Annotated in this window: 18 protein-coding genes, 1 tRNA gene and 1 pseudogene; 8 read left to right on the top strand and 12 right to left on the bottom strand. The window is 64.5% G+C overall.

Annotated features, from left to right (window positions below):
- Window positions 1-212: 212 nt before the first annotated feature.
- From jag to rpmH, 5 genes and pseudogenes are all read right to left on the bottom strand, one after another.
- A complete protein-coding gene (jag, locus tag ACMZ6R_RS03250) occupies window positions 213-1,256 on the bottom strand; it encodes an RNA-binding cell elongation regulator Jag/EloR (RefSeq protein WP_416109453.1) in 1,044 nt (347 codons plus the stop codon).
- A gap of 64 nt (window positions 1,257-1,320) precedes the next feature.
- Window positions 1,321-2,934, bottom strand: a complete 1,614-nt coding sequence (gene yidC, locus ACMZ6R_RS03245; protein ID WP_416109452.1) for a membrane protein insertase YidC — start codon at window positions 2,932-2,934, stop codon at window positions 1,321-1,323.
- Window positions 2,840-3,226 (bottom strand): membrane protein insertion efficiency factor YidD, encoded by a 387-nt coding sequence (gene yidD, locus ACMZ6R_RS03240; protein WP_416109451.1) that lies wholly within the window; start codon window positions 3,224-3,226, stop codon window positions 2,840-2,842. Before yidD ends, yidC begins: the two co-directional genes overlap by 95 nt.
- Window positions 3,199-3,591 (bottom strand): annotated as a pseudogene (gene rnpA / locus ACMZ6R_RS03235) (ribonuclease P protein component); the annotation flags it as partial. The pseudogene rnpA and the gene yidD, both read right to left, overlap by 28 nt.
- 14 nt (window positions 3,592-3,605) lie before the next feature.
- Window positions 3,606-3,743, bottom strand: a complete 138-nt coding sequence (gene rpmH / locus ACMZ6R_RS03230; protein WP_416109450.1) for a 50S ribosomal protein L34 — start codon at window positions 3,741-3,743, stop codon at window positions 3,606-3,608.
- Window positions 3,744-4,176: 433 nt separating this feature from the next.
- On the opposite strand from rpmH, the gene ACMZ6R_RS03225 reads away from it, so the two are divergent.
- Window positions 4,177-4,253, top strand: a tRNA-Met gene (locus ACMZ6R_RS03225).
- Between the two features lie 171 nt (window positions 4,254-4,424).
- Here ACMZ6R_RS03225 and ACMZ6R_RS03220 read toward each other — a convergent pair.
- From ACMZ6R_RS03220 to ACMZ6R_RS03205, 4 genes are all read right to left on the bottom strand, one after another.
- Window positions 4,425-5,165, bottom strand: coding sequence for a DNA-methyltransferase (locus ACMZ6R_RS03220; protein WP_416109449.1), 741 nt, complete (start codon window positions 5,163-5,165; stop codon window positions 4,425-4,427).
- On the bottom strand, window positions 5,143-5,316 hold the full coding sequence (locus ACMZ6R_RS03215; RefSeq protein ID WP_416109448.1) for a zinc finger domain-containing protein: 174 nt from the start codon (window positions 5,314-5,316) through the stop codon (window positions 5,143-5,145). The genes ACMZ6R_RS03220 and ACMZ6R_RS03215 overlap by 23 nt, the downstream gene beginning before the upstream one ends.
- 138 nt (window positions 5,317-5,454) lie before the next feature.
- Window positions 5,455-5,682 carry a hypothetical protein gene (locus ACMZ6R_RS03210; RefSeq protein ID WP_416109447.1) on the bottom strand — a complete coding sequence of 76 codons (228 nt, stop codon included), beginning with the start codon at window positions 5,680-5,682 and terminating at the stop codon, window positions 5,455-5,457.
- 9 nt (window positions 5,683-5,691) lie between these two features.
- Window positions 5,692-5,820 carry a hypothetical protein gene (locus ACMZ6R_RS03205; RefSeq protein ID WP_416109446.1) on the bottom strand — a complete coding sequence of 43 codons (129 nt, stop codon included), beginning with the start codon at window positions 5,818-5,820 and terminating at the stop codon, window positions 5,692-5,694.
- A 203-nt stretch (window positions 5,821-6,023) separates the two neighbouring features.
- On the opposite strand from ACMZ6R_RS03205, the gene ACMZ6R_RS03200 reads away from it, so the two are divergent.
- The 6 genes from ACMZ6R_RS03200 (at window position 6,024) to dsrO (ending at window position 11,422) form a co-directional block, all read left to right on the top strand.
- Complete coding sequence (locus tag ACMZ6R_RS03200) at window positions 6,024-6,821, top strand: XRE family transcriptional regulator (RefSeq protein WP_416109445.1); 798 nt, start codon at window positions 6,024-6,026, stop codon at window positions 6,819-6,821.
- A 179-nt stretch (window positions 6,822-7,000) separates the two neighbouring features.
- Window positions 7,001-7,153, top strand: coding sequence for a hypothetical protein (locus ACMZ6R_RS03195; protein WP_416109444.1), 153 nt, complete (start codon window positions 7,001-7,003; stop codon window positions 7,151-7,153).
- 244 nt (window positions 7,154-7,397) lie between these two features.
- Complete coding sequence (locus ACMZ6R_RS03190) at window positions 7,398-7,742, top strand: DsrE family protein (protein ID WP_416109443.1); 345 nt, start codon at window positions 7,398-7,400, stop codon at window positions 7,740-7,742.
- A gap of 132 nt (window positions 7,743-7,874) precedes the next feature.
- The gene (locus ACMZ6R_RS03185; protein WP_416109442.1) at window positions 7,875-9,695 is read left to right on the top strand and encodes an ATP-binding protein; all 1,821 of its coding nucleotides are present in this window, start codon (window positions 7,875-7,877) and stop codon (window positions 9,693-9,695) included.
- Between the two features lie 19 nt (window positions 9,696-9,714).
- Window positions 9,715-10,365, top strand: a complete 651-nt coding sequence (locus ACMZ6R_RS03180; protein WP_416109441.1) for a response regulator — start codon at window positions 9,715-9,717, stop codon at window positions 10,363-10,365.
- A gap of 328 nt (window positions 10,366-10,693) precedes the next feature.
- The gene (dsrO, locus tag ACMZ6R_RS03175; protein WP_416109440.1) at window positions 10,694-11,422 is read left to right on the top strand and encodes a sulfate reduction electron transfer complex DsrMKJOP subunit DsrO; all 729 of its coding nucleotides are present in this window, start codon (window positions 10,694-10,696) and stop codon (window positions 11,420-11,422) included.
- A 396-nt stretch (window positions 11,423-11,818) separates the two neighbouring features.
- Here the strand turns inward: dsrO and ACMZ6R_RS03170 are convergent, their stop codons facing one another.
- The gene (locus ACMZ6R_RS03170; RefSeq protein ID WP_416109439.1) at window positions 11,819-12,253 is read right to left on the bottom strand and encodes a hypothetical protein; all 435 of its coding nucleotides are present in this window, start codon (window positions 12,251-12,253) and stop codon (window positions 11,819-11,821) included.
- 158 nt (window positions 12,254-12,411) lie between these two features.
- Here ACMZ6R_RS03170 and ACMZ6R_RS03165 point away from each other — a divergent pair, with 158 nt between their 5' ends.
- Window positions 12,412-15,600 (top strand): molybdopterin dinucleotide binding domain-containing protein, encoded by a 3,189-nt coding sequence (locus ACMZ6R_RS03165; RefSeq protein ID WP_416109438.1) that lies wholly within the window; start codon window positions 12,412-12,414, stop codon window positions 15,598-15,600.
- Window positions 15,601-15,777: 177 nt separating this feature from the next.
- Here ACMZ6R_RS03165 and ACMZ6R_RS03160 read toward each other — a convergent pair whose 3' ends face one another.
- Window positions 15,778-16,338: a transporter suffix domain-containing protein gene (locus ACMZ6R_RS03160; protein ID WP_416109437.1), complete on the bottom strand. Its 561-nt coding sequence runs from the start codon at window positions 16,336-16,338 to the stop codon at window positions 15,778-15,780.
- Between the two features lie 310 nt (window positions 16,339-16,648).
- Window positions 16,649-18,157: a catalase gene (locus ACMZ6R_RS03155; protein WP_416109436.1), complete on the bottom strand. Its 1,509-nt coding sequence runs from the start codon at window positions 18,155-18,157 to the stop codon at window positions 16,649-16,651.
- Window positions 18,158-18,163: the final 6 nt, after the last annotated feature.

Raw genomic sequence — 18,163 nt, 5'->3', positions numbered from 1 at the left:
CACCTACGGCTACCTGTTCTAGCGGCGACGGCAACGAACATACGGCCTCCCGCCTCCCAACAGCACTCCCATCCCACCAGCCCGACCCGGAAAAGGGGGGTCCGGGGGGCATCAAGCCCCCCGGCGGAGAGGTGCGGGAGAGGCGGAGCCTCTCCTGCCGGGTCCAGGGGAGGTGGCACCTCCCCTGGCGAAATCCCGCCACTCCACGACAACTACGGCTGCTGTTGATCGCCCTGCTGTGCTGGGGCGTCGTTGCCGCGGCCGCGCGGCACGATGAGCACGCGTTTGAGCGGCCCGTCGCCTTTGGAGCGCGTGGAGATGGCTTCGTCCTCCTGAAGGGCCAGGTGCACGACCCGGCGGTGGTAGGAGGAAAGCGGTTTTGTGGACTGGGGCCGCCCCAGGGTTTTGGCCTTGTCGGCGAGGAAAATGGCCATCTTGCGCAGGTTGTCGTCCTGGCGCTCACGGTATTCGCCGGTGTTGATCTGGACCTTGATGGGGCTGCCGTGACGACGGATGACGATGCGGTTGACGAGGTATTGGATGGAGGAAAGGGTCTGTCCTTCGCGGCCGATGAGCAGGCCGGAATTTTCCTCGTCGAGGATGAGCACGGAGACCCGCTCGCTGTGGCCGGAGATTTCGTATTCTGGAATCTGGCCGAGGATGCCGTCGAGCATCTGGTCCATGACTTCGCGCACGATGGCTTCAAGTTCGGGGGTGATGGGCTGGGGCGGCGTTTCCGGAGCGGCCGGCCGGCGTTCCTCGCGGTTGCCGCGGGATTCGCGCCGGGGGGCTTCCGCCCCGGTCTCCTCGTCCATTTCCATCATGTCGTCGTCGGAAATGTCGTCGTCCGGGGCAACGCCCTTAAACGATTCCGTGACCGGGGGCGTGACGGGTTCCACGACAGGGGCCCGGACGGCTTCCTGGCGCGGGGGAACAGGTTCGGCCGGAGCCGACGCGGGCTTTTGCTTTTGCGGGGCGGCTTCCTGGCGCGGCGGCCGGCGCGAACGGGTATTTCTTTCGGCCTTGGGCGCGGCGTCGCGCTTTCGGGATTCTTCCATGCCTTGCAGGAGGTTGACTTCCTCGCGCAAGCGGGCCCGGACCTCGGCTTTCTTCTTGCCGACGAGGCCGAAGATTCCGGAGGAGCCGCCGGAGACGATCTCCACTTCCAGCTTTTCACGGGGCTCGCCGAAATGGCGGCAGGCCTCCTCCATGGCTTCATCGACGGTCTTGCCGCTGAAGGTTCTGAATTCGCTCATAAACGCTCCTTGATTGCACTTGCGCCGCTTTGTTGCGGCCATGGATGCCCGATGACGAAGGACGTCACGAGTGCTTCTTGTTGAGCATCCAGTATTGCTGGGCGATGGAAATGACATTGTTGACCAGCCAGTACACAACCAAACCAGAGGGGAAGTTGAGGAACATGAAGGTGAAGATCACGGGCATGAGCAGCATGATCTTGGCCTGGGTGGGATCGCCCGGGGCCGGGGTCATTTTCTGCTGCAGGAACATGGTCGCGCCCATGATGAGCGGCGTGATGTAGTACGGATCCTTGGCCGAAAGGTCGACGAGCCAGATCATGTGCGTAAAGGGCAGGTAGGTAATAAACGCCGCGTGCCGCAGTTCGATGGAGTGCAGCAAGGCCTGGTAAAGGCCGAAAAAGACCGGGATCTGCACGACCATGGGCAGACAGCCGCCGGCCGGGTTGACCTTGTAGGTCTTGTAGAGCTGCATCATCTCTTCATTCATCTTCTGGCGGTCTTCCTTATACTTCTCCCGCAGTTGCGAGAGCATCGGCTGGAGCTTTTTCATCTGCTCCATGGACTTGTAGCTCTTGTGGGAAAGCGGCCAGAAGATTGCCTTGATGAGCACGGTCAAAAGAATGATGGCCACGCCGTAGTTGCCGACGTAGTCGTAGAAGAAGCGCAGAAGCTTGAGCAGCGGCTTGGCGATGAAGTCGAACCAGCCGTAGTCGATGGCCGCGGACAGGTGGTGCGGGGCCATGGCCAGGTACTTCGGGGCCTTGGGGCCGAGGTAATAGCTGATGGAGAGGTCCTGGCGGCCGCCGGCCGGAATCTCGATGCCGTCCTTGTCCACGGCCAGGCGGAAAAGCCCGTCCTCGATCTTGGCCTTGCCGAGCAGATCCGTGGTGTCGGGAATCACGCCCACCAGGAAGTAGTTGCTCATGATGGCGCCCCACTCCACCGGCTTTTCATCGGCGATGCCCTCGGCCAGCTTCTTCTCGCTGTTGAAAAGCTCCAGGCCCGAGGTGTCGTAGAAGGCGGCCTGGGTGGGATTGTAGCTGTCGCCCTCGGCCGAAAGGCGGTCCACGGCCACGGTCATGGACAGGCGGTCGCGCACCGGGTTGGCGCCGGTGTTGGACAGGGAGAGCTTTTCATCGATGAGGTAGCTTGCGCCGGAAAAGGTCAGGACGCGCTTGAGGATGGTCTCGCCCATGCGGCCGACAAAGGTCACGGAGGCGCTCCCCGAGGCGTCGAGGGTGACATCGCCGCCCTGGACGGACCACTCCACGTTCTGCCAGGTGGGGGCGCCGTTGAGGATGAGGCCCAGGGGGGCCTTGGCGTGTGCCTTTTCGTTTATGAGGTCGACCAGGGGGGAATTGTCGGCAATGGTCTGACGGTACTGTTTGAGGGAGAACCGGGAGAGCAGGCCGCCGGAGCTGTTAAAAACAGCCGTGTACAGGGGGGTGTCCACGGTCAGTGTCTTGCCGGGGGTGGGGGCGAAAGCGGAAAGGGTTTCGGCCGCCGGCGCCTTCGCCTGGGTTTTCCCGGGGGCGGTTTTGTCAGGTGCGGGAGCCTGGGTTTGCGTCGTGGTTTCGGTCTTATGGACCGGGGGCTTGGTCGGAAACAGGAAGTTCCAACCCACCAGGACGACAAGGGAGAGAACCACGGCCAGGATTACGCGTTTGTTTTCCATTGTCCTTCAAATCCCGTCGATGAGTGTGGGTGCGTCGCATGGGGGACGCTTCTCGAGGCGCTCTCGGGCGCGGCCAGGGTGCTTGGGGAACAGGGTCGAGACCGCCCCGGGCCAGGGGATGGCAACGCAAAAGCCGCCACAGGGCGAGCAGCCCGCCCCGCAGCACGCCGAACCGCTCCAGGGCCTCGATGGCGTATTCGGAGCAGGTGGGCACGAAGCGGCAGCATGGCGGCTTAAGGGGCGAGAGGGCAAGCCGATAGAAGGTTATGACCCAGATGAGGGCGCTTCGCATGGGGTCGGACTCCCCGGCCTGGCCACCCGATCGAAATCCCTGGCCATCCGTGCCAAAAGTGGACGGAGGTCGCGGCAGGCCGCATCCAGAGGCAGATGGCCCGGGTCCAGGCTTTTTTTGGCGACGACCACGATATCCAAGGCGGAGACGGCACATGGGGCGTCCAGGCGGAAGCACTCGCGCAAAACGCGTTTGACACGGTTCCGGGCGACGGCATTGCCGACCTTTTTACTGATGGCCATGCCGAGTCGCCAAGGAGCGTCCCGATCCTGACGCGGCAGGACGAATAGGAGAAATAACTTGCCGTGATAGCGGCGGCCCGCATCGAAGCAGGCCGCGAACTCCCATCGCGTCCGGAGCCTTTGCGCCGGAGAAAAGCCTAGACCGCCAGACGTTTGCGACCCTTGGCCCGACGGCGGCGCAGGATGGCCTGACCGTTTTTGCTCCTGGAGCGAACCAGGAAGCCATGCGTGCGTTTTCTGCGGATTTTGCTCGGCTGGTATGTTTTCTTGCTCATGCATAGACTCCATGAATTGTGATGAACTTCTTCCAATAGCCGCGAAAGCCGGCATCGTCAAGGCTGTCGCCCAGCGGGAATGTCGTTATCCCCGTTTGGGCGGTCCGCCGGCGAGTCCTTCGGGGGCGTGCACAGCAACCGTGCCCCCGCCAGGGCGAGTGCGCCCAGAAACAATACGGGGTCGGACTCGCCGACAGCCAGGACTGTCAGAACAGCCATCCCGGCCGCGACGAGGCATAGTGCCTTTTTTTGGACTGCCAGGGAAGCGGCCAGCAGGCCGAATCCGGCCAGGGCCAGGGAAAGATTCCAGCCGTTCGATATAACCATTTGTTTATACTACAATTAAGGCACAGCCCTCGCAATAAATTTCTTTTTTTTGCATTTTCTGCTTGACGGGTAGTGGTGAACGGCCTAGATACATTTCTCCACGTGACGCGGGGTGGAGCAGACCGGTAGCTCATCGGGCTCATAACCCGAAGATCGCAGGTTCAAATCCTGCCCCCGCAACCAAGGAAGTCCAAGGGCTTACGGAAGAAATTTCGTAGGCCCTTTTTCTTTTGCCTAATCTATTCCTAACCCCCCTCCCACTGAGGTGGTTGTAAGCTGTAAGGCGGCTGTAAGGCGGCGCGCGATTTGGCACTGATTTGCGCGCGGTTTGGCACGCCGCCGTGTGGTTGGAATCTACTGTAACGAGGCCTCGGCAACGTGGATGCGTTCGGCGGCGAGGGCTGCATATTCGGGCGAAAGTTCCACCCCAATAAAGCGTCTGCCGGTCTCCACACACGCCAGGGCGGTGGTGCCGCCACCGAGGAATGGGTCGAGCACGTTTGCCCCCGTAGCGGCCACCGCCAGCAGGTCCTTGACCAGGGCCACGGGCTTCCCCGTGAGGTGGACCTTTTTCCTCGGGTCCACGCCGTAATGGAACACGCCCGGGAAGCATTGCCGCGTGTGCGTCCGCATCTTCTCCTTCGCGGCGTGGATCACGAACTCCGCGTCGTGTCGGAAAGCCCCCATTGTCGGCCGGGCGTTCGGCTTGTGCCAGACCACTATCCCTTTCCAAAGCCAGCCGGCGGCCTGGATCGCATCGGTCATGGCCGGCAGTTGCCGCCAGTCGCAAAAGACCAGGCAGGGAGCGCCCGACTTGGCCAGCCGCCAACACTCCCCCAGCCATAGCGTCGCCCACATGACGAAAGAGCGCTGGTCCTTCAGGTCGCCGAGCATCGGGGGGTAGACCTTTTTCGTGCCCGAAGCCTGGTATTTTGAGGCCGGGGCCGCCTGGCGCGCGGACAAGTGCAGCCCGCCGCTCGAATACGGCGGGTCGGTGAGCACCATGTCCACCGAATCCGCCGGAAGCTCTTTCAAAACCGCCAGGGCGTCGCCAGTGTAGAGGACGCCGTTGTCAAAGATCGTTTGAGGTAACACCCGAGTGCTCCTTTTCCGGGGCTCTCAGGCTCTCTTTGTCGGGGCTCGCGGCCCTCACGTGGTTGAGGGTATGGCAACGGGGACATTTGATTTCGATGGTCCCGGTGCCCTTGGCCAAAAGACGTCCGCATTTGCCGCAACGTATCTCCATGCTTGCCTTTACAAGGTTGGGCCGGAAGCTGTAGCCCTCTAACGCTCGTGCACGAGCTTGGAGCGCGGCTTCGGCCGTGGCGCGATGTCCCCACATCGCGTCGGTGGGGCGGTGGCTGCCGCCCTGCCGCTCCTCTTCTTAATATCGTGCGACCCGTTGCCCTCCTTCGTCCGCCTCGATGGACGTTCGGCAATGGCCGGCTCCGAAGACGCCGTCCAGGCAGATTTCCAGTACGCGCCCTATGCGGCTGCCGGCGGCCGAGGCCTTGCCCACCCGGCTGGAAACCGTTTCGTCGGGGTCGCCGCCGGTCAGGACGGAAAGGAACTGGTCCAGGCCGAGCAGGACGTTCCAAATGTATTGTTTCATGGGATGCTCCTACATCTTGGCCACGCCGTTTTTGATTTCCTGGAGACGCTCGTCAGTGGGGATGAAGTTTTTCGCGCGCAGGATGGCGAGGGAGTTGACGGTCAGGGGATCATGCATGAGGTGTCGGGCGCTTTGCATCGAACGCGTGATCCTTGATCCGAAAATTCCCAGGCGTCGGACATTGTGTAACGGTGTCGCCCCTGGTAGCTACGTTTGTAGCGGGTTAACCGTCGCCTGTGGGTTCTGAGTAAACGTTTGTTTTGTGATTTGTCAAAACAATTGTTTGCTTCAGACTTAAAGATTTTTTCTCCTAACCCTTTTATTCCATTTTTATTAATTTTATGAATAAGTTAGATGAAAAATCGTCTTCGCCGCCCGGTTCGGGCTTTGATTCGCGCTTAGGTAGTGAAAGCCCGAATCTTGGGGATAGGCTTAGGACGCTCTGGTCACATACGGGATTGCGGCAGGAAGATTTTGCCACGAGACTCGGAATAACAACCGTAACTCTTCAAAACTATTTTAAAAACATTCGTTTGCCAAACAGCGATTTCATTAAACAAACGTGTACTGAATTTTCAGTAACCCCGGAATGGCTTCTCTGGGGCAACGGACCCATGCTTCGCGGGAACGCCCAAGTTGCACCTGCGGATGCACAGGCAAAGTGTCCCATCCCACCTGGCGAGCCGCAGTGGATGGCCCCGGATGCTGCGCCGAGCATGGGGTATGCCCTTGTCCCCAAAGTGATGGCGCGATTGGCGGCCGGGACGGGAAGCCTAGAAACGGAAGGAAAAGTAATCGGGTACTACGCGTTCAAGTTGGATTTCTTGCAGCGGAAGGGGCATCCAAAGAATATGGTGCTCATGGATGTCGCCGGCGACAGCATGGAGCCGATGCTTTTGGACGGCGACACGGTTTTAATAGATGAAAGTCAACGAGAGATAATAGCCGGTGCGATATTTGCGGTAGGCATAGAGCAGGAAGTTTTTGTGAAATCCCTGCTTCGTGTGCCTGGGAAGCTTGTTTTGCAAAGCCGTAACGAGCGCTATGCGCCTATAGAAGTGGATATGAACGGCGACTTGGCCGGCACGGTGCGCATTATCGGGCGCGTTGTCTGGAGCTGCCGCGAGTACGTGCGCTAGCCCGTCAAAAGCCGTTCAATCCCGTGCCAAAAGGCGCGCATTTTTCCGTCATTTTCTGTCAATCAGTGCCAAAACTCCTTCGTGCTTGGCGTCGCCTTGAAACCTAGGCACGGCGGGCCTTTTCGGCCGTTCATCTCCCTTTCTTTCTAGTGCCAAACTGATCGCCTCCCCGGTGCGGCGTGCCAAACCGCGCGCAAATCAGTGCCAAATCGCGCGCCGCCTTACACATCGCCTCGGTGGTCACGGCCGAAACCCTGGGCGGCCGGCCGATCTACTCGCTGCTCCTGGACCGCACACTGCGCCGGGAACAGGACACGGCACCGCCCCGATAACGCCCACCTCCGGGGCATCGCCCGCCCGTCGCGCCTCCCGTCGGTTTCCTGGCGGGGAGGTGGGAAAATCGATTTTGCGTTGCCTTGTTCCCCGGGATGGGCATACACGAGCGCAGCGGCATAACGCAGGCGGCAGGGCAGGAAACGGTCGCGCGCGGGCCTATGCGCCGGGGGCCGCGCCGCGTCTCCCTAAACGCCCGCGCCCCGCTCCCCGGCGTTCACGCCCAACCAAGGATACGCGATCATGAAACGCCTTTTCGTGATGATTACCACCAACAACCCCGACAAGGCCACCCGGGCCGCCCAATTCGCCAAACTGGCCGGCGAGTCCCTGGCCGGCATGATGCTGGTGGACGACGGCGTGTACCTCGCCATTCCCGAAACCATGGACCGGACCAAGGCCGTCACCGGCGACGACTTCGTCGGGCACTTGACCGCCCTGCCCAAGGTCCCCCTGCTCGTGTGCAAACCCTGCTGCGCGGCCCGGGGCATTGCCGCCGAGGACCTGCATCCGTCCTTCAGGATCGGCACCGGCGTGGACGCCATGGCCATCATCCTCGAGGACGACGTTACCACGCTGACCTTCTAGGCGCGGGCCACGCCCGCCCATGCTCCGGGGCCACGCCCCGGGCGGACGGAACGGTGCGGCACGCCCTCCTTCCGGCAGGGCAAGCCGGGCCCGACGCCTTGCTTGCCCGCCGCAGTGCTGGTAGCTACCGGCATGCCCCTTCCTCCCTCCGATGCCGAAGTCCCCTGCGCCGCGGCGCTGCCGCCGGGACGCCTGGGCCGCCGGCTGTTCCTTTATTTCGCGGCAACACTCCTGGCCCTGGCCGTGGGAGTGGCCATGGCCACCATCGTTCCCCTGCTCGGCCGCCTCACCCGGTCCGAACAGGCCGGGCTGGCCCATGTGGCCGAAACCAAGGCCCTGGCCGTCGGCGAATGGTATCGCCGGGCCGAGGACCTGGCGAGGCAGATCACCAGCCGCACCCAGATCCGCGACGTCCTGGAGGACGTCTACGCCGGGCGTGTCTCCCGGGAACGTTTCGCGGCCTACGCCGGGCCGAGGCTCGCCGACGCCATGAAGCGCTCGGCCGACGTGGTCGGCATCACCCGCCTGTCCAGGGACGGCGAGCCTGTCGTCTCCTGCGGCGAGGCGATCCCGAAAAACGCCTGGCGCATTCCCCCGGCTGGTTCCGGCAAGGTGCTGGTCTCCGCGCCCGTCACGCTTTCGGGAAAGCGCTGCATCGTCGTCGGTGCGCCCGTCACCGGCCGCGACGGCAGCCGCCTGGCCACCGACCTTGTGGCCGTGGACACGGCCCAACTCGCCGAAAAAATCCTGCAGCCGCCGGGCGAGGACCCGGCCGCGCGCCTCGCCCTGGCCCTGCGGGACAAGGGCGCGGTCCGCACGTTTCTGGCCGAACCGAAGCCCATCCCCGAAGCCCTGGCCCCGGCCATGGACAAGGGGCTGGGGGAGGCGCTTTCCGGCCGTGTCGGCATCCTGGCCGCGACCGACACCGTCATCGCCTACACGCCTGTGGCCGACACCGACTGGGGACTGGCCCTTTCCGCCGACAGCCGCCTGCTCTATGCCCCGGTCCGGGCCGAACTGGCCGCCATGCTCGCCTCCACGGCCGGAGTCTACGCGCTGTGCCTGATCGGCTTCGGCATCCTGCTGCGGCCGCTGACCGGGCGCATCCTGCTCGAGGCCAGGGAGCTTTCCGCCATGGTCGCGGACCGGACCCGCCGGCTGACCGGGGAACTTTCGGCCCGCAAAGAGGCGGAAAAGGCCCTGCAGGAGGCCCGCGACGGCCTGGAGCGCCGCGTGGCCGAGCGCACCCGCCGGCTGGCCGAGGCCAATGCGGAACTGCTTGCCCTGCACGAACGCCTGGAAGGCGAGGTCGAGGAGCGAAAGGCCCTGTCCCGGGAACTTATCAATCTCCTCGAAGGGGTGCGCCTGGACATCTCGCGCGACCTGCACGACCACACCGGGCAGCTTTTAACCACCCTGCGCCTGACCCTCAACGCCGCCGCGCGCGACCTGCCCGGGGACGCCGAGGCCTGTCGCGACCAGCTTGTCGCGGCCGGGCAAAAGGTGGACCAGGTGCAGACCGAGATCAAAGCCCTGGCCCGGGGGCTGCGGCCCGATACCCTGGACTATTTCGGCCTTGTCCCCTCACTCGCCGCCCTCATCGACGAACAGCAGGCCGCCAGCACGCTGGCCTTTCATTTCTTCCACAACGAGATCCCGGCCGATTTCGACCGGGACAAGGCCCTGGCCCTCTACCGCATCGCCCAGGAAGCCCTGTCCAACACCATCCGCCACGCGAAAGCCGCCAACGTGCACCTAAGCCTCGTGCGGCGCGAGGACCGCATCACCCTGTCCGTGGAGGACGACGGCGCGGGCTTCGATACGGCAACGCGGCCGGCCACGAGCCTGGGGCTTACGCTCATGCGCGAGCGCATGGTCCAGCTCGGCGGCACGCTGCTGGTGGAATCGGCCCCGGGCGAGGGCACGCACATCGTCGCGGAAGTCGCACTCTGACCAACGCCGGGGACACGCCATGCACAGCCATCGACTTATGCTCGTGGATGACCACCAAGTGGTCATCGAAGGCATCAAGGGACTTTTCGCCGACCACGCCGACATCGTGATCGCCGGCGAGGCCACTTCCGGCGAACAGGCCGTGGAACTGGCAGGCAGTATCCACCCGGACGTGGTCATCATGGACATCTCCATGCCGGGCCTAAACGGCGTGGAAGCCACCATCGCCATCCGGCAGGCCGAGCCCACGGCGGACATCATCATCTATACCATGCACTCCGACCAGCGCTTCATCCTGGAGCTGTTCAAGGCCGGCATCTCCGGCCACGTGCTCAAGGCCGACGACCCGGCGCTGCTGGTGCGGGCCGTGGAAACGGTCTGCGCCGGAGGCACCTTCTTCACCACGGTCACGCCCCAGCAGCTCTCCCGCCAGTTCCAAGGCGAGACGGCCGGGGACGACGAGGCGCGCCTCGCCCTTTTGAGCCGCCGTGAAATGGAGGTCTTCCGCCTGCTCGCCGACGGCCTGGCGCTTAAGCGCATCGCCGCCACGCTGTGCATCAGCCCCAAGACCGTGGAGACCCACAAGTACAACATCATGGAAAAGCTTTCCGCCGAGACCCCGGCCGACCTGACCAAGATCGCCCTGCGCCATGGGCTGATAAAGCCATAAACGGGGGGAAACTTTTCTGAAGAAAAGTTTCCCCCCGAGCCCCCTTTCAAAGACTTTCAAAGGGAAAGAAACCTGAAGCCATTTGGGGCGGGGAAGACGAAGGAGCAAGAGGGAAGTGCATTGAGCGGCTCCCCTCTCGCGTGGATCGTGGCTTGCGCGACCGTCAGGATTTTCCCGAGCCGACCGCCGTGGTTGCGCGCGCGGTCCGCGTCTTATGGGCGTGATCCCCCACCATGAGGGACAATCACGGAAATAGGGAAATCAGGAACGTCCCGATGGACCCGACCGCGTCCGGGCGGCATCCTTTGGCCAGAGCAAGGGAGATGCCATGGACAGGAGATCGTTTCTCAAACTGCTGGGGCTTGGCGGCGCGAGCGTCGGGATCGTGGCCCCGGGCGAAGCCTTCGCCGCCGGGAGCGGCAAGGGACCACGCTACGCCATGGTCGTGGATCTGCGGCGCTGCGTGGGCTGCCAGTCGTGCACCGTGAGCTGCGGCCTGGAAAACCGCACCCCGGTCGGGGATTTCCGCACCACCGTGGGCGAGTACGTGTTGCACGACGCCGAGACGAAGCGATCGTTCGTCGCCTCGCTGCCGCGCCTGTGCAACCACTGCGAAAAGCCGGCCTGCATCCCGGTCTGCCCGGTGAAGGCCACCTACCAGCGTCCGGACGGCATCGTGGTCATCGACGGGACCAAGTGCCTGGGCTGCGGCTTTTGCGTCCAGGCCTGCCCCTACGGGGCGCGCTTTCTCAACCACGAGACCAAGACCGCCGACAAGTGCACCTTCTGCGCCCACCGCCTGGCCGCCGGACTGCTGCCGGCCTGCGTGGAAAACTGCGTGGGCGGGGCGCGCCATTTCGGCGACGTCAACGATCCCGAAAGCCTCGTCGGCCGCCTGCTGCGCGAACACGACGGCGCGCTGGCCGTGCTCTATCCCGAAAAAAAAACCGAGCCCTCCGTCTATTACCTCGGCCTCGATCCCTTTTTCGTCAGCGCCGCCGATGTGGCCGCGCCCATGCCCTACCGCGATCTGCGCCAGGGAGGAAACCATGCCTGATGTCATGGAACTTGTCGGCGTCGTGCCCGCGCCGGATTGGGGCGCGCTTGAACCGCTGGCTCTTGGCATGCTGACCGCCGGCGCGGCGGCCCTGATCCTGGCCGCGTTGACCCTGCTGTGGGGCCGGGGCGAACGGCTGGCCCGGCCGTTTTCCCTGGCGGCGCTCACCGCCGGCCTGTGCGGCCAGTCGGCCCTTTTCGTTTCGCTGGAACAGCCGCTTCGGGCCTACGAATTCTTCCTCCATCCGTCCACGACCTCCTGGACCGCCGCCGGGGCCTATATCGTCCCGGTATTCCTGCTCACCGCGTTGGGCCTCGTTTGGCGCACGCGCCGGCCGCGCCCGGCCAACCGGACCCTGGCCGCCCTGGCGCTTTTGCCCGGCATCGCGGTCTTTACCTACGCCACCAACGAAATCATGGCCTGCGTCGGCCGGGCCTTGTGGACAAGCCCGGTGCTGCCGCCGCTTTTCGTCATCGCCGGGCTGGCCGGCGGCCTCGGCCTGACCGCCTGTCTGGCCGGCGGCAGGGATGCCGATCCCGGGGTCACCCGTGCCCTGGCCGGCTCTGCCGCCCTGGGTGCGGGCGCTTGCGCGGCCTTGGCCATTTTCCTGCCCGCGCCCGCCGGATTCGCCGGGGCTGTGAGCCTCTGGTGGCACGCCCCGGACCTGCTCTGTCTGCTGGCACTGGTCGTGGCCGTCCTCGGCTGGAAAAGCGCGGGCCGCAGCCTGTACGTGGCCGGCATGGCCGGGCTGGCCGCCGACTTTCTCCTCTTCTGGAAGCTCATCCAGCTCGGCCAGGCCTTCCCCCGCGACGCCGCCACCGTGGCCGACAAGGCCGCCTTCCTCGACCTGCTGTCGGGGCCGTCGCTTCTGGCCCTGGCCGGAACCGCCGGACTGCTTGTGGCCCTGGGGCTGCTCGTGCCCGCGCTTTTGCCCGAAAAAATGCCGCCCGCCCCCAAGGCGTCCGCTCATAAGAAAAGGGACCGCTATGATGGACCAATCTTCCCTGCCGCAAAACGGCACGCCCCCGGATCAGGGCAAACGCGATCTGCTCAAAAAAGGCGCGGTGGTCGCGGGGCTCGGGCTTTTCGCCGCCGCCTCGGCCGGCGCGGCCGTCAAAGTCGTCAGCGGCCTTGTGACCGGCTCCGCCGGCGAGGCCCTGGCCGACCCCGTCAACAAGAACTCCCTGCCCCCGGAATATCGTGTCGACGCCGCCGGAGCGGTACACGAAACCAAGGGCCAGCGCGTGGCCTTCAACCAGTGCTGGGGCTGCACCACCTTTTGCGGCGTGCGGCTGCATATCGACGAGGCGACGAACGCCGTGACCCGGGTGGCCGGCAATCCCTACAACCCGCTGGCCCACGAGCGCCACTTCGCCATGGACACCCCGGTGGAAGAAACCCTGCGCCGGCTCTCGGCCGACAAGGACCAGGGCCACGACAAGCGCTCCACCACCTGCGGCCGGGGCGCGGCCATGCTCGACGCCTCGAAAAACCCCTTCCGCATCACCCGCTGCCTCAAGCGCGCGGGCAAACGCGGCGAAGGCAAATGGAAAACCATTCCCTTCGAGCAGCTCGTAGCCGAGGTGGTGGACGGCGGCGACCTCTTCGGCGAGGGGCACGTGGACGGCCTGCGGGCCATCCGCGAGGCCAAGGGCCCGGCCAACCCGGCCATGCCGGAATTCGGCCCCCAGTCCAACCGCCTGCTTTTGACCTATGCCGTGGACGACGGCCGGGAGACGTTTTTCTACAAGCGCTTCGGCATGCAGGCCTTCGGCACGAAAAACTTCGGCAAGCACGGGGCCTACTGCGGCCTGTCCTTTCGCATCGGCTCCGGGCTTTTCATGGACGACCTCAAAAAAAATACCCACATCAAGCCGGATTTCGAAAACTGCGAATTCGCCATCTTCTGGGGCACGGCCCCGTCCCAGGCCGGCAACCCGTTCAACCGCTCGGGCCGGATGCTGGCCGCCGGGCGCAGCGACGGCAAGCTGCACTACGCCGTGGTGGACCCGGTGCTGCGCCTGCCCATGGCCAGCGCCTCCCGGGACCGGTGCCAGTGGGTGCCCATCCTGCCGGGCATGGACTCGGCCCTGGCCATGGGCATGATGCGCTGGATTTTCGACAACGAGCGCTTCGACAAGGGCTTTTTGTCCCGCCCCACCTTGCAGGCGGCCAAGGCCGCCGGCGAAGCCGGCTTTTGCAACGCCACGCACCTGGTCCGGCTTTCCGGCCCGGGCGCGGGCCATATCCTCATGGCCTCGGACATGGGCCTGGCCGCCCCGACCGTAGCTGCCAAGAAACCCGGCAAGGACGCCGGCAAGCCCGCCGCCGAAGCCGCCAAACCAGGGGACGCGCCCATGGTTATGGGCCTGGGCGGCCAGCTGGTCCCGGCCGGCGGCTGCCCGGAAGCGGCGCTTTTCTACCGGGGCGAGGTCACGCTGCCGGACGGCTCGGCCGCCACCGTGGCCACGGCGCTGACGCTCCTTCGCGAGGAAGCGGCCGGGCGCAGCCTGGAGGAGTATGCCGCATACTGCGGCGTACCGGTGGAGACCATGACGGAGCTGGCCCGGGAACTGACCGCCCACGGCAAACGGGCCGCCGTGGACGTGCACGGCGGCATGATGAGCACCTCCGGCGGCAACGCCACGTTTACCGTGCTCACCCTCAATACGCTGATCGGCAACATCAACGCCAAGGGCGGCATCGCCACCACGGCCGGGTCGTTTCACGCCGGCCCGGCCCTCAAGGGCCCGCGCTACGACCTGGAAAACTTCCCCGGCGAAATCCAGGCCAAGGGCTTCCCGGCCATCCGCTGCCGGGCTCCGTACCAGAAGTCGACGGAATTCAAGCAGAAATCCGCCGCCGGCAAGAATCCCTATCCGTCGGAACAGCCCTGGTATCCGCTGACCCCGCCCAACATGCCGGGTGAACATCTGCTCTCCCACGCCAACGGCTCGCCCTTTACCTACAAATGCTGGATCAACTGGACCGGCAACGTCATCTACGGCCACAGCGGGCTCAAACACGCCGTGGACAAGCATCTGCGCGATCCGGCCGACCTGCCGCTTATCATCGGCATCGACACCTTCCACAACGAGACCAACGCCTACGCCGATTATCTCGTGCCCGACCCCTGCATGTACGAGGTCTGGGGCGGCTTTTCCGGGGCCTGGGCCGGGGTGTTGACCAAGATGTCAACGGCCCGCTGGCCGGCCATTGAACCGCGCCAGGGAAAAAGCGCCGCCGGCGAACCGGTGTGCATGGAGCTTTTTCTCATCGAAGTCGCCAAGCGCCTGGGCCTGCCGGGTTTCGGCGACAAGGCAATCCCCGGCCAGGGCGGCACCCTCCATCCCCTCAACACGCCCCAGGACTACTATCTGCGGCTGGCGGCCAATGTGGCATGGTTTAGGGGGGACGTACTGCCGAGCCCCAGCGATCGGGACCTGGCGCTTTCGGGTATCGGCCGCATCCTGCCGGATATCGCCAGGGTGCTGCCGCCCGAGGAGCGCGGCCCGGTGGCCTACGTCTACAGCCGGGGCGGCCGGTTCGCCCCCTACGGCGCGAGCTACGTCGGGGACGCGGTCAAGGCGAAATGGGAAAAAGCGCTCCAGGTCTATAACGAGGAGGCGGCCCTGGCGATCAACTCACAGACCGGCAGGCACTACAGCGGCACGCCCCGCTTCCTGCCGCCGCGTCTCACCGACGGCCGGGAACTGCGCGAAGTCTGGACCGAGAAGGACTACCCGCTGCTCATGACCTCGTTCAAATCGAGCCTCATCAATTCCTACGCCGTCATCTCCGACCGGCTGTTGGCCGTCAAACCCATCAACATGGTCATGGTCCACACCGACGACGCCAAGCGCCTGGGCGTTTCCCGAGGCGATCTGGTGCGCGTGGTGAGCCCGGCCGGCAGCGCCGCAGCCCGGGTGGTGGTCGGCGACGTGGTCATGCCGGGCGTCGTCGCCGTGGAACACGGCTTCGGCCACACGGCGCTTGGGGCCGCCGACGTGGAGGTGGACGGCAAGCTGATCCGGGCCGACCGCCGCGCCGCCGCCGGCTTCTCCCTCAACGACCTGACGCCGTCGGACCCCACCCGCAAGGGCGCGTCCACCCTGCTCGAGCATGAATACGGCTGTTCCGCCCGGCAGGGCATCCCGGTACGGTTGGAAAAGGTCTGAGGCGTCGTCCCGTAAAAAACACTCCGGTACTTTTTACGGGAAAAGCCGGCTGGCTGGCCGCGCGCGACGTCTAGTGTGGCGTTCTCTAAAAAATATGACAATATTTTTTAGAGAAAAGATAATTATTTAAATATATTACTCTCAAAATTCGTATACACGAATTTCGAGAACGCAACACTAGGGATTCGGGCCGGGGCGGGCGACATCGGCGAGGTCCCCGACGCCATCCCGGCCCGGCCACTCGAAGAGCTTTTTGAGCCGCGCCCAAAATTCTCCGCCGAGCAGGAGCAGTCCCGCCCAGAAAAGCCCCTCCCCGGCGAGCAGCAAAAAGAGCAGCCCCCGCAGGCCGGACGGTTTCGGCGGGCTGAAGATGAAGAGCCCGAGCACGATGTAATAGGGCACGAAGCTGGCCATAAGCATGGCGATGCCGGTGTAGTGGCGGGCCTTGCCGATGTGGCGCGGCGGGGCGGTCTCGCGGCCGCAAAGGAAAAAGCCCTTGATGCGCCGCTTGACGCCTTCGATGAACGGCTTGCCCAAAAGCGCCACCGCCGCCAGACAGGCAAGCTCGCCGGAGCCGATGTACACGGCCCCGAAGGTTACGGCCTGCCCGGCGCTTAATGGCAAAAAAGCCACGAACTGGACAGTGCAGAGCGGAACGAAGCTGTAGACGAGCAGCCCCAGGCCCAGTCGCCGCTTCCAGCCGTTCGTCTCCTGGCCGTTTTTCCCCTTTTCGTCCATGCCCCCTCCCGGAGTATCGCCCGCAGCATCCGGCGCGCTTCTTCCCGGCGGCCTTACCGGATATCCTCCCCGATAGCCGCCGCGCCCGGCGATGGCAACGCCCCCCCGCCCTCTCCCCAAAAACGAAAAAGCGGCCCGGGAAAAAACCGCCCGGACCGCCGTCATCTTCTCAAGCCCGCCTCTCTTTCCGCCTCCGTCCTCTCCTCATCGTTGCGGGCCCCTCCCCTTCGCCAAAAGTCTTGGGAAAGGGGGTCTGGGGGGAAACCTTTCTTCAGAAAGGTTTCCCCCCAGCTCTTCCTCCCCTCCCCTCTTACACCGCCGTGGCGGCGGCGCGTTCTTCCCTGGTCATGTCCGCGAGCTTTTGCACTTCGGCCAGATCGAGGCCGAGTCCTTTGGCCACGCCCTCGCCCCACGCGGCATCGGCCTTGTAGAACAGCGCGCACTGACGCTTCTGGATGCGCGGGACGGCGTTTTTGAGGTGGTCCACGATATTGCCGACGAGGTGCTCCCGGTCCATGTCGTTCATGGCCTTGCGGTAGAGTTCCCCGGGCTGGCTGTGATCGTCGTTGGGATGGGTGTAGGCGTGCCGGCCGGCCTCGCCGTGCACGGGAAAGTGCGGTTCCAGGGCGGCCTCATCCGGGGCCGGGCCGCCGAAGCTGTTGGGCCAGTAGTTGGGGCCGGAGCCGCCGCCGTCGTCGACGCGCATGAAGCCGTCGCGCTGGTAGTTTTGCGCCTTGGCGGCCTTGGGCGCGTTGACCGGAATGAGCTGGTAATTGGGGCCGAGCCGGTGCAGGTGGGTGTCGTGGTAGGAGAAAAGCCGGCCTTGGAGCATCTTGTCCGGCGAGGCCGCGATGCCGGGTACCAGGTTGCTCGGATTAAACGCCGCCTGCTCCACCTCGGCGAAGTAGTTGACCGGATTTCTGTCCAGCACGAGCTTGCCGATCTTGATCGGCGGCACGTCGGCATGGGGCCAGACCTTGGTCACGTCGAAGATGTCGAAGCGGTAGTCCTCGGCCTGCTCCGGGGTCATGATCTGCATCTCCAGGGTCCAGGAGGGCGGATTGCCCGAGGCGATGGCGTTGTAGAGGTCCTCGGTGGCGTGGTCGGGGTTTGCGCCGGCGAAGTGTTCGGACTCCTGGCGGGTCAGGTTCTTGATGCCCTGGTCGGTTTTGAAGTGGTACTTGACCCAGAAGTGGTCCCCGGCCGCGTTGTACCATTTATAGGTATGGCTGCTGTAGCCGTTCATGTTGCGGTAGGTGGCCGGGGTGCCCCGATCGGAGAAAAGAACCGTCACCTGGTGCAGGGATTCCGGGGTGAGCGACAGAAAGTCCCAGAACATGTCGGCGTCTTTCAGGTTGGTCTGGGGATTGCGCTTCTGGGTGTGGATGAAATCCGGAAATTTGAGCGGATCGCGGATGAAAAAGACCGGCGTGTTGTTGCCGACCATGTCGTAGTTGCCGTCCTCGGTGTAGAACTTGAGCGCGAATCCCCGGGGATCGCGGGCCGAATCGGCCGAGCCGCGCTCGCCGCCCACGGTGGAGAACCGGGCGAGGACCTCGGTGCGCTTGCCAATCTGGGACAGGAAGGCCGCCTTGGTGTAGCGGGTCACGTCGGCCGTGACCTCGAAATAGCCGTAGGCCCCGGCCCCCTTGGCGTGGACCACCCGCTCGGGAATGCGCTCCCGGTCGAAATGGGCCATTTTTTCCAACAGATGCACGTCCTGCATGAGCGCCGGACCGCGTGAACCGGCGGTGACGGTATTCTGGTCGTCGCCAATGGGGACTCCAAATCCGGTGGTCATGGTCTTTTTGTCGGGCATGCCGCG

The organism is Solidesulfovibrio sp. C21 (genome assembly GCF_047785625.1).
GTDB lineage: Bacteria > Desulfobacterota > Desulfovibrionia > Desulfovibrionales > Desulfovibrionaceae > Solidesulfovibrio.
This window is presented reverse-complemented; position numbering and strand designations above follow the sequence as displayed.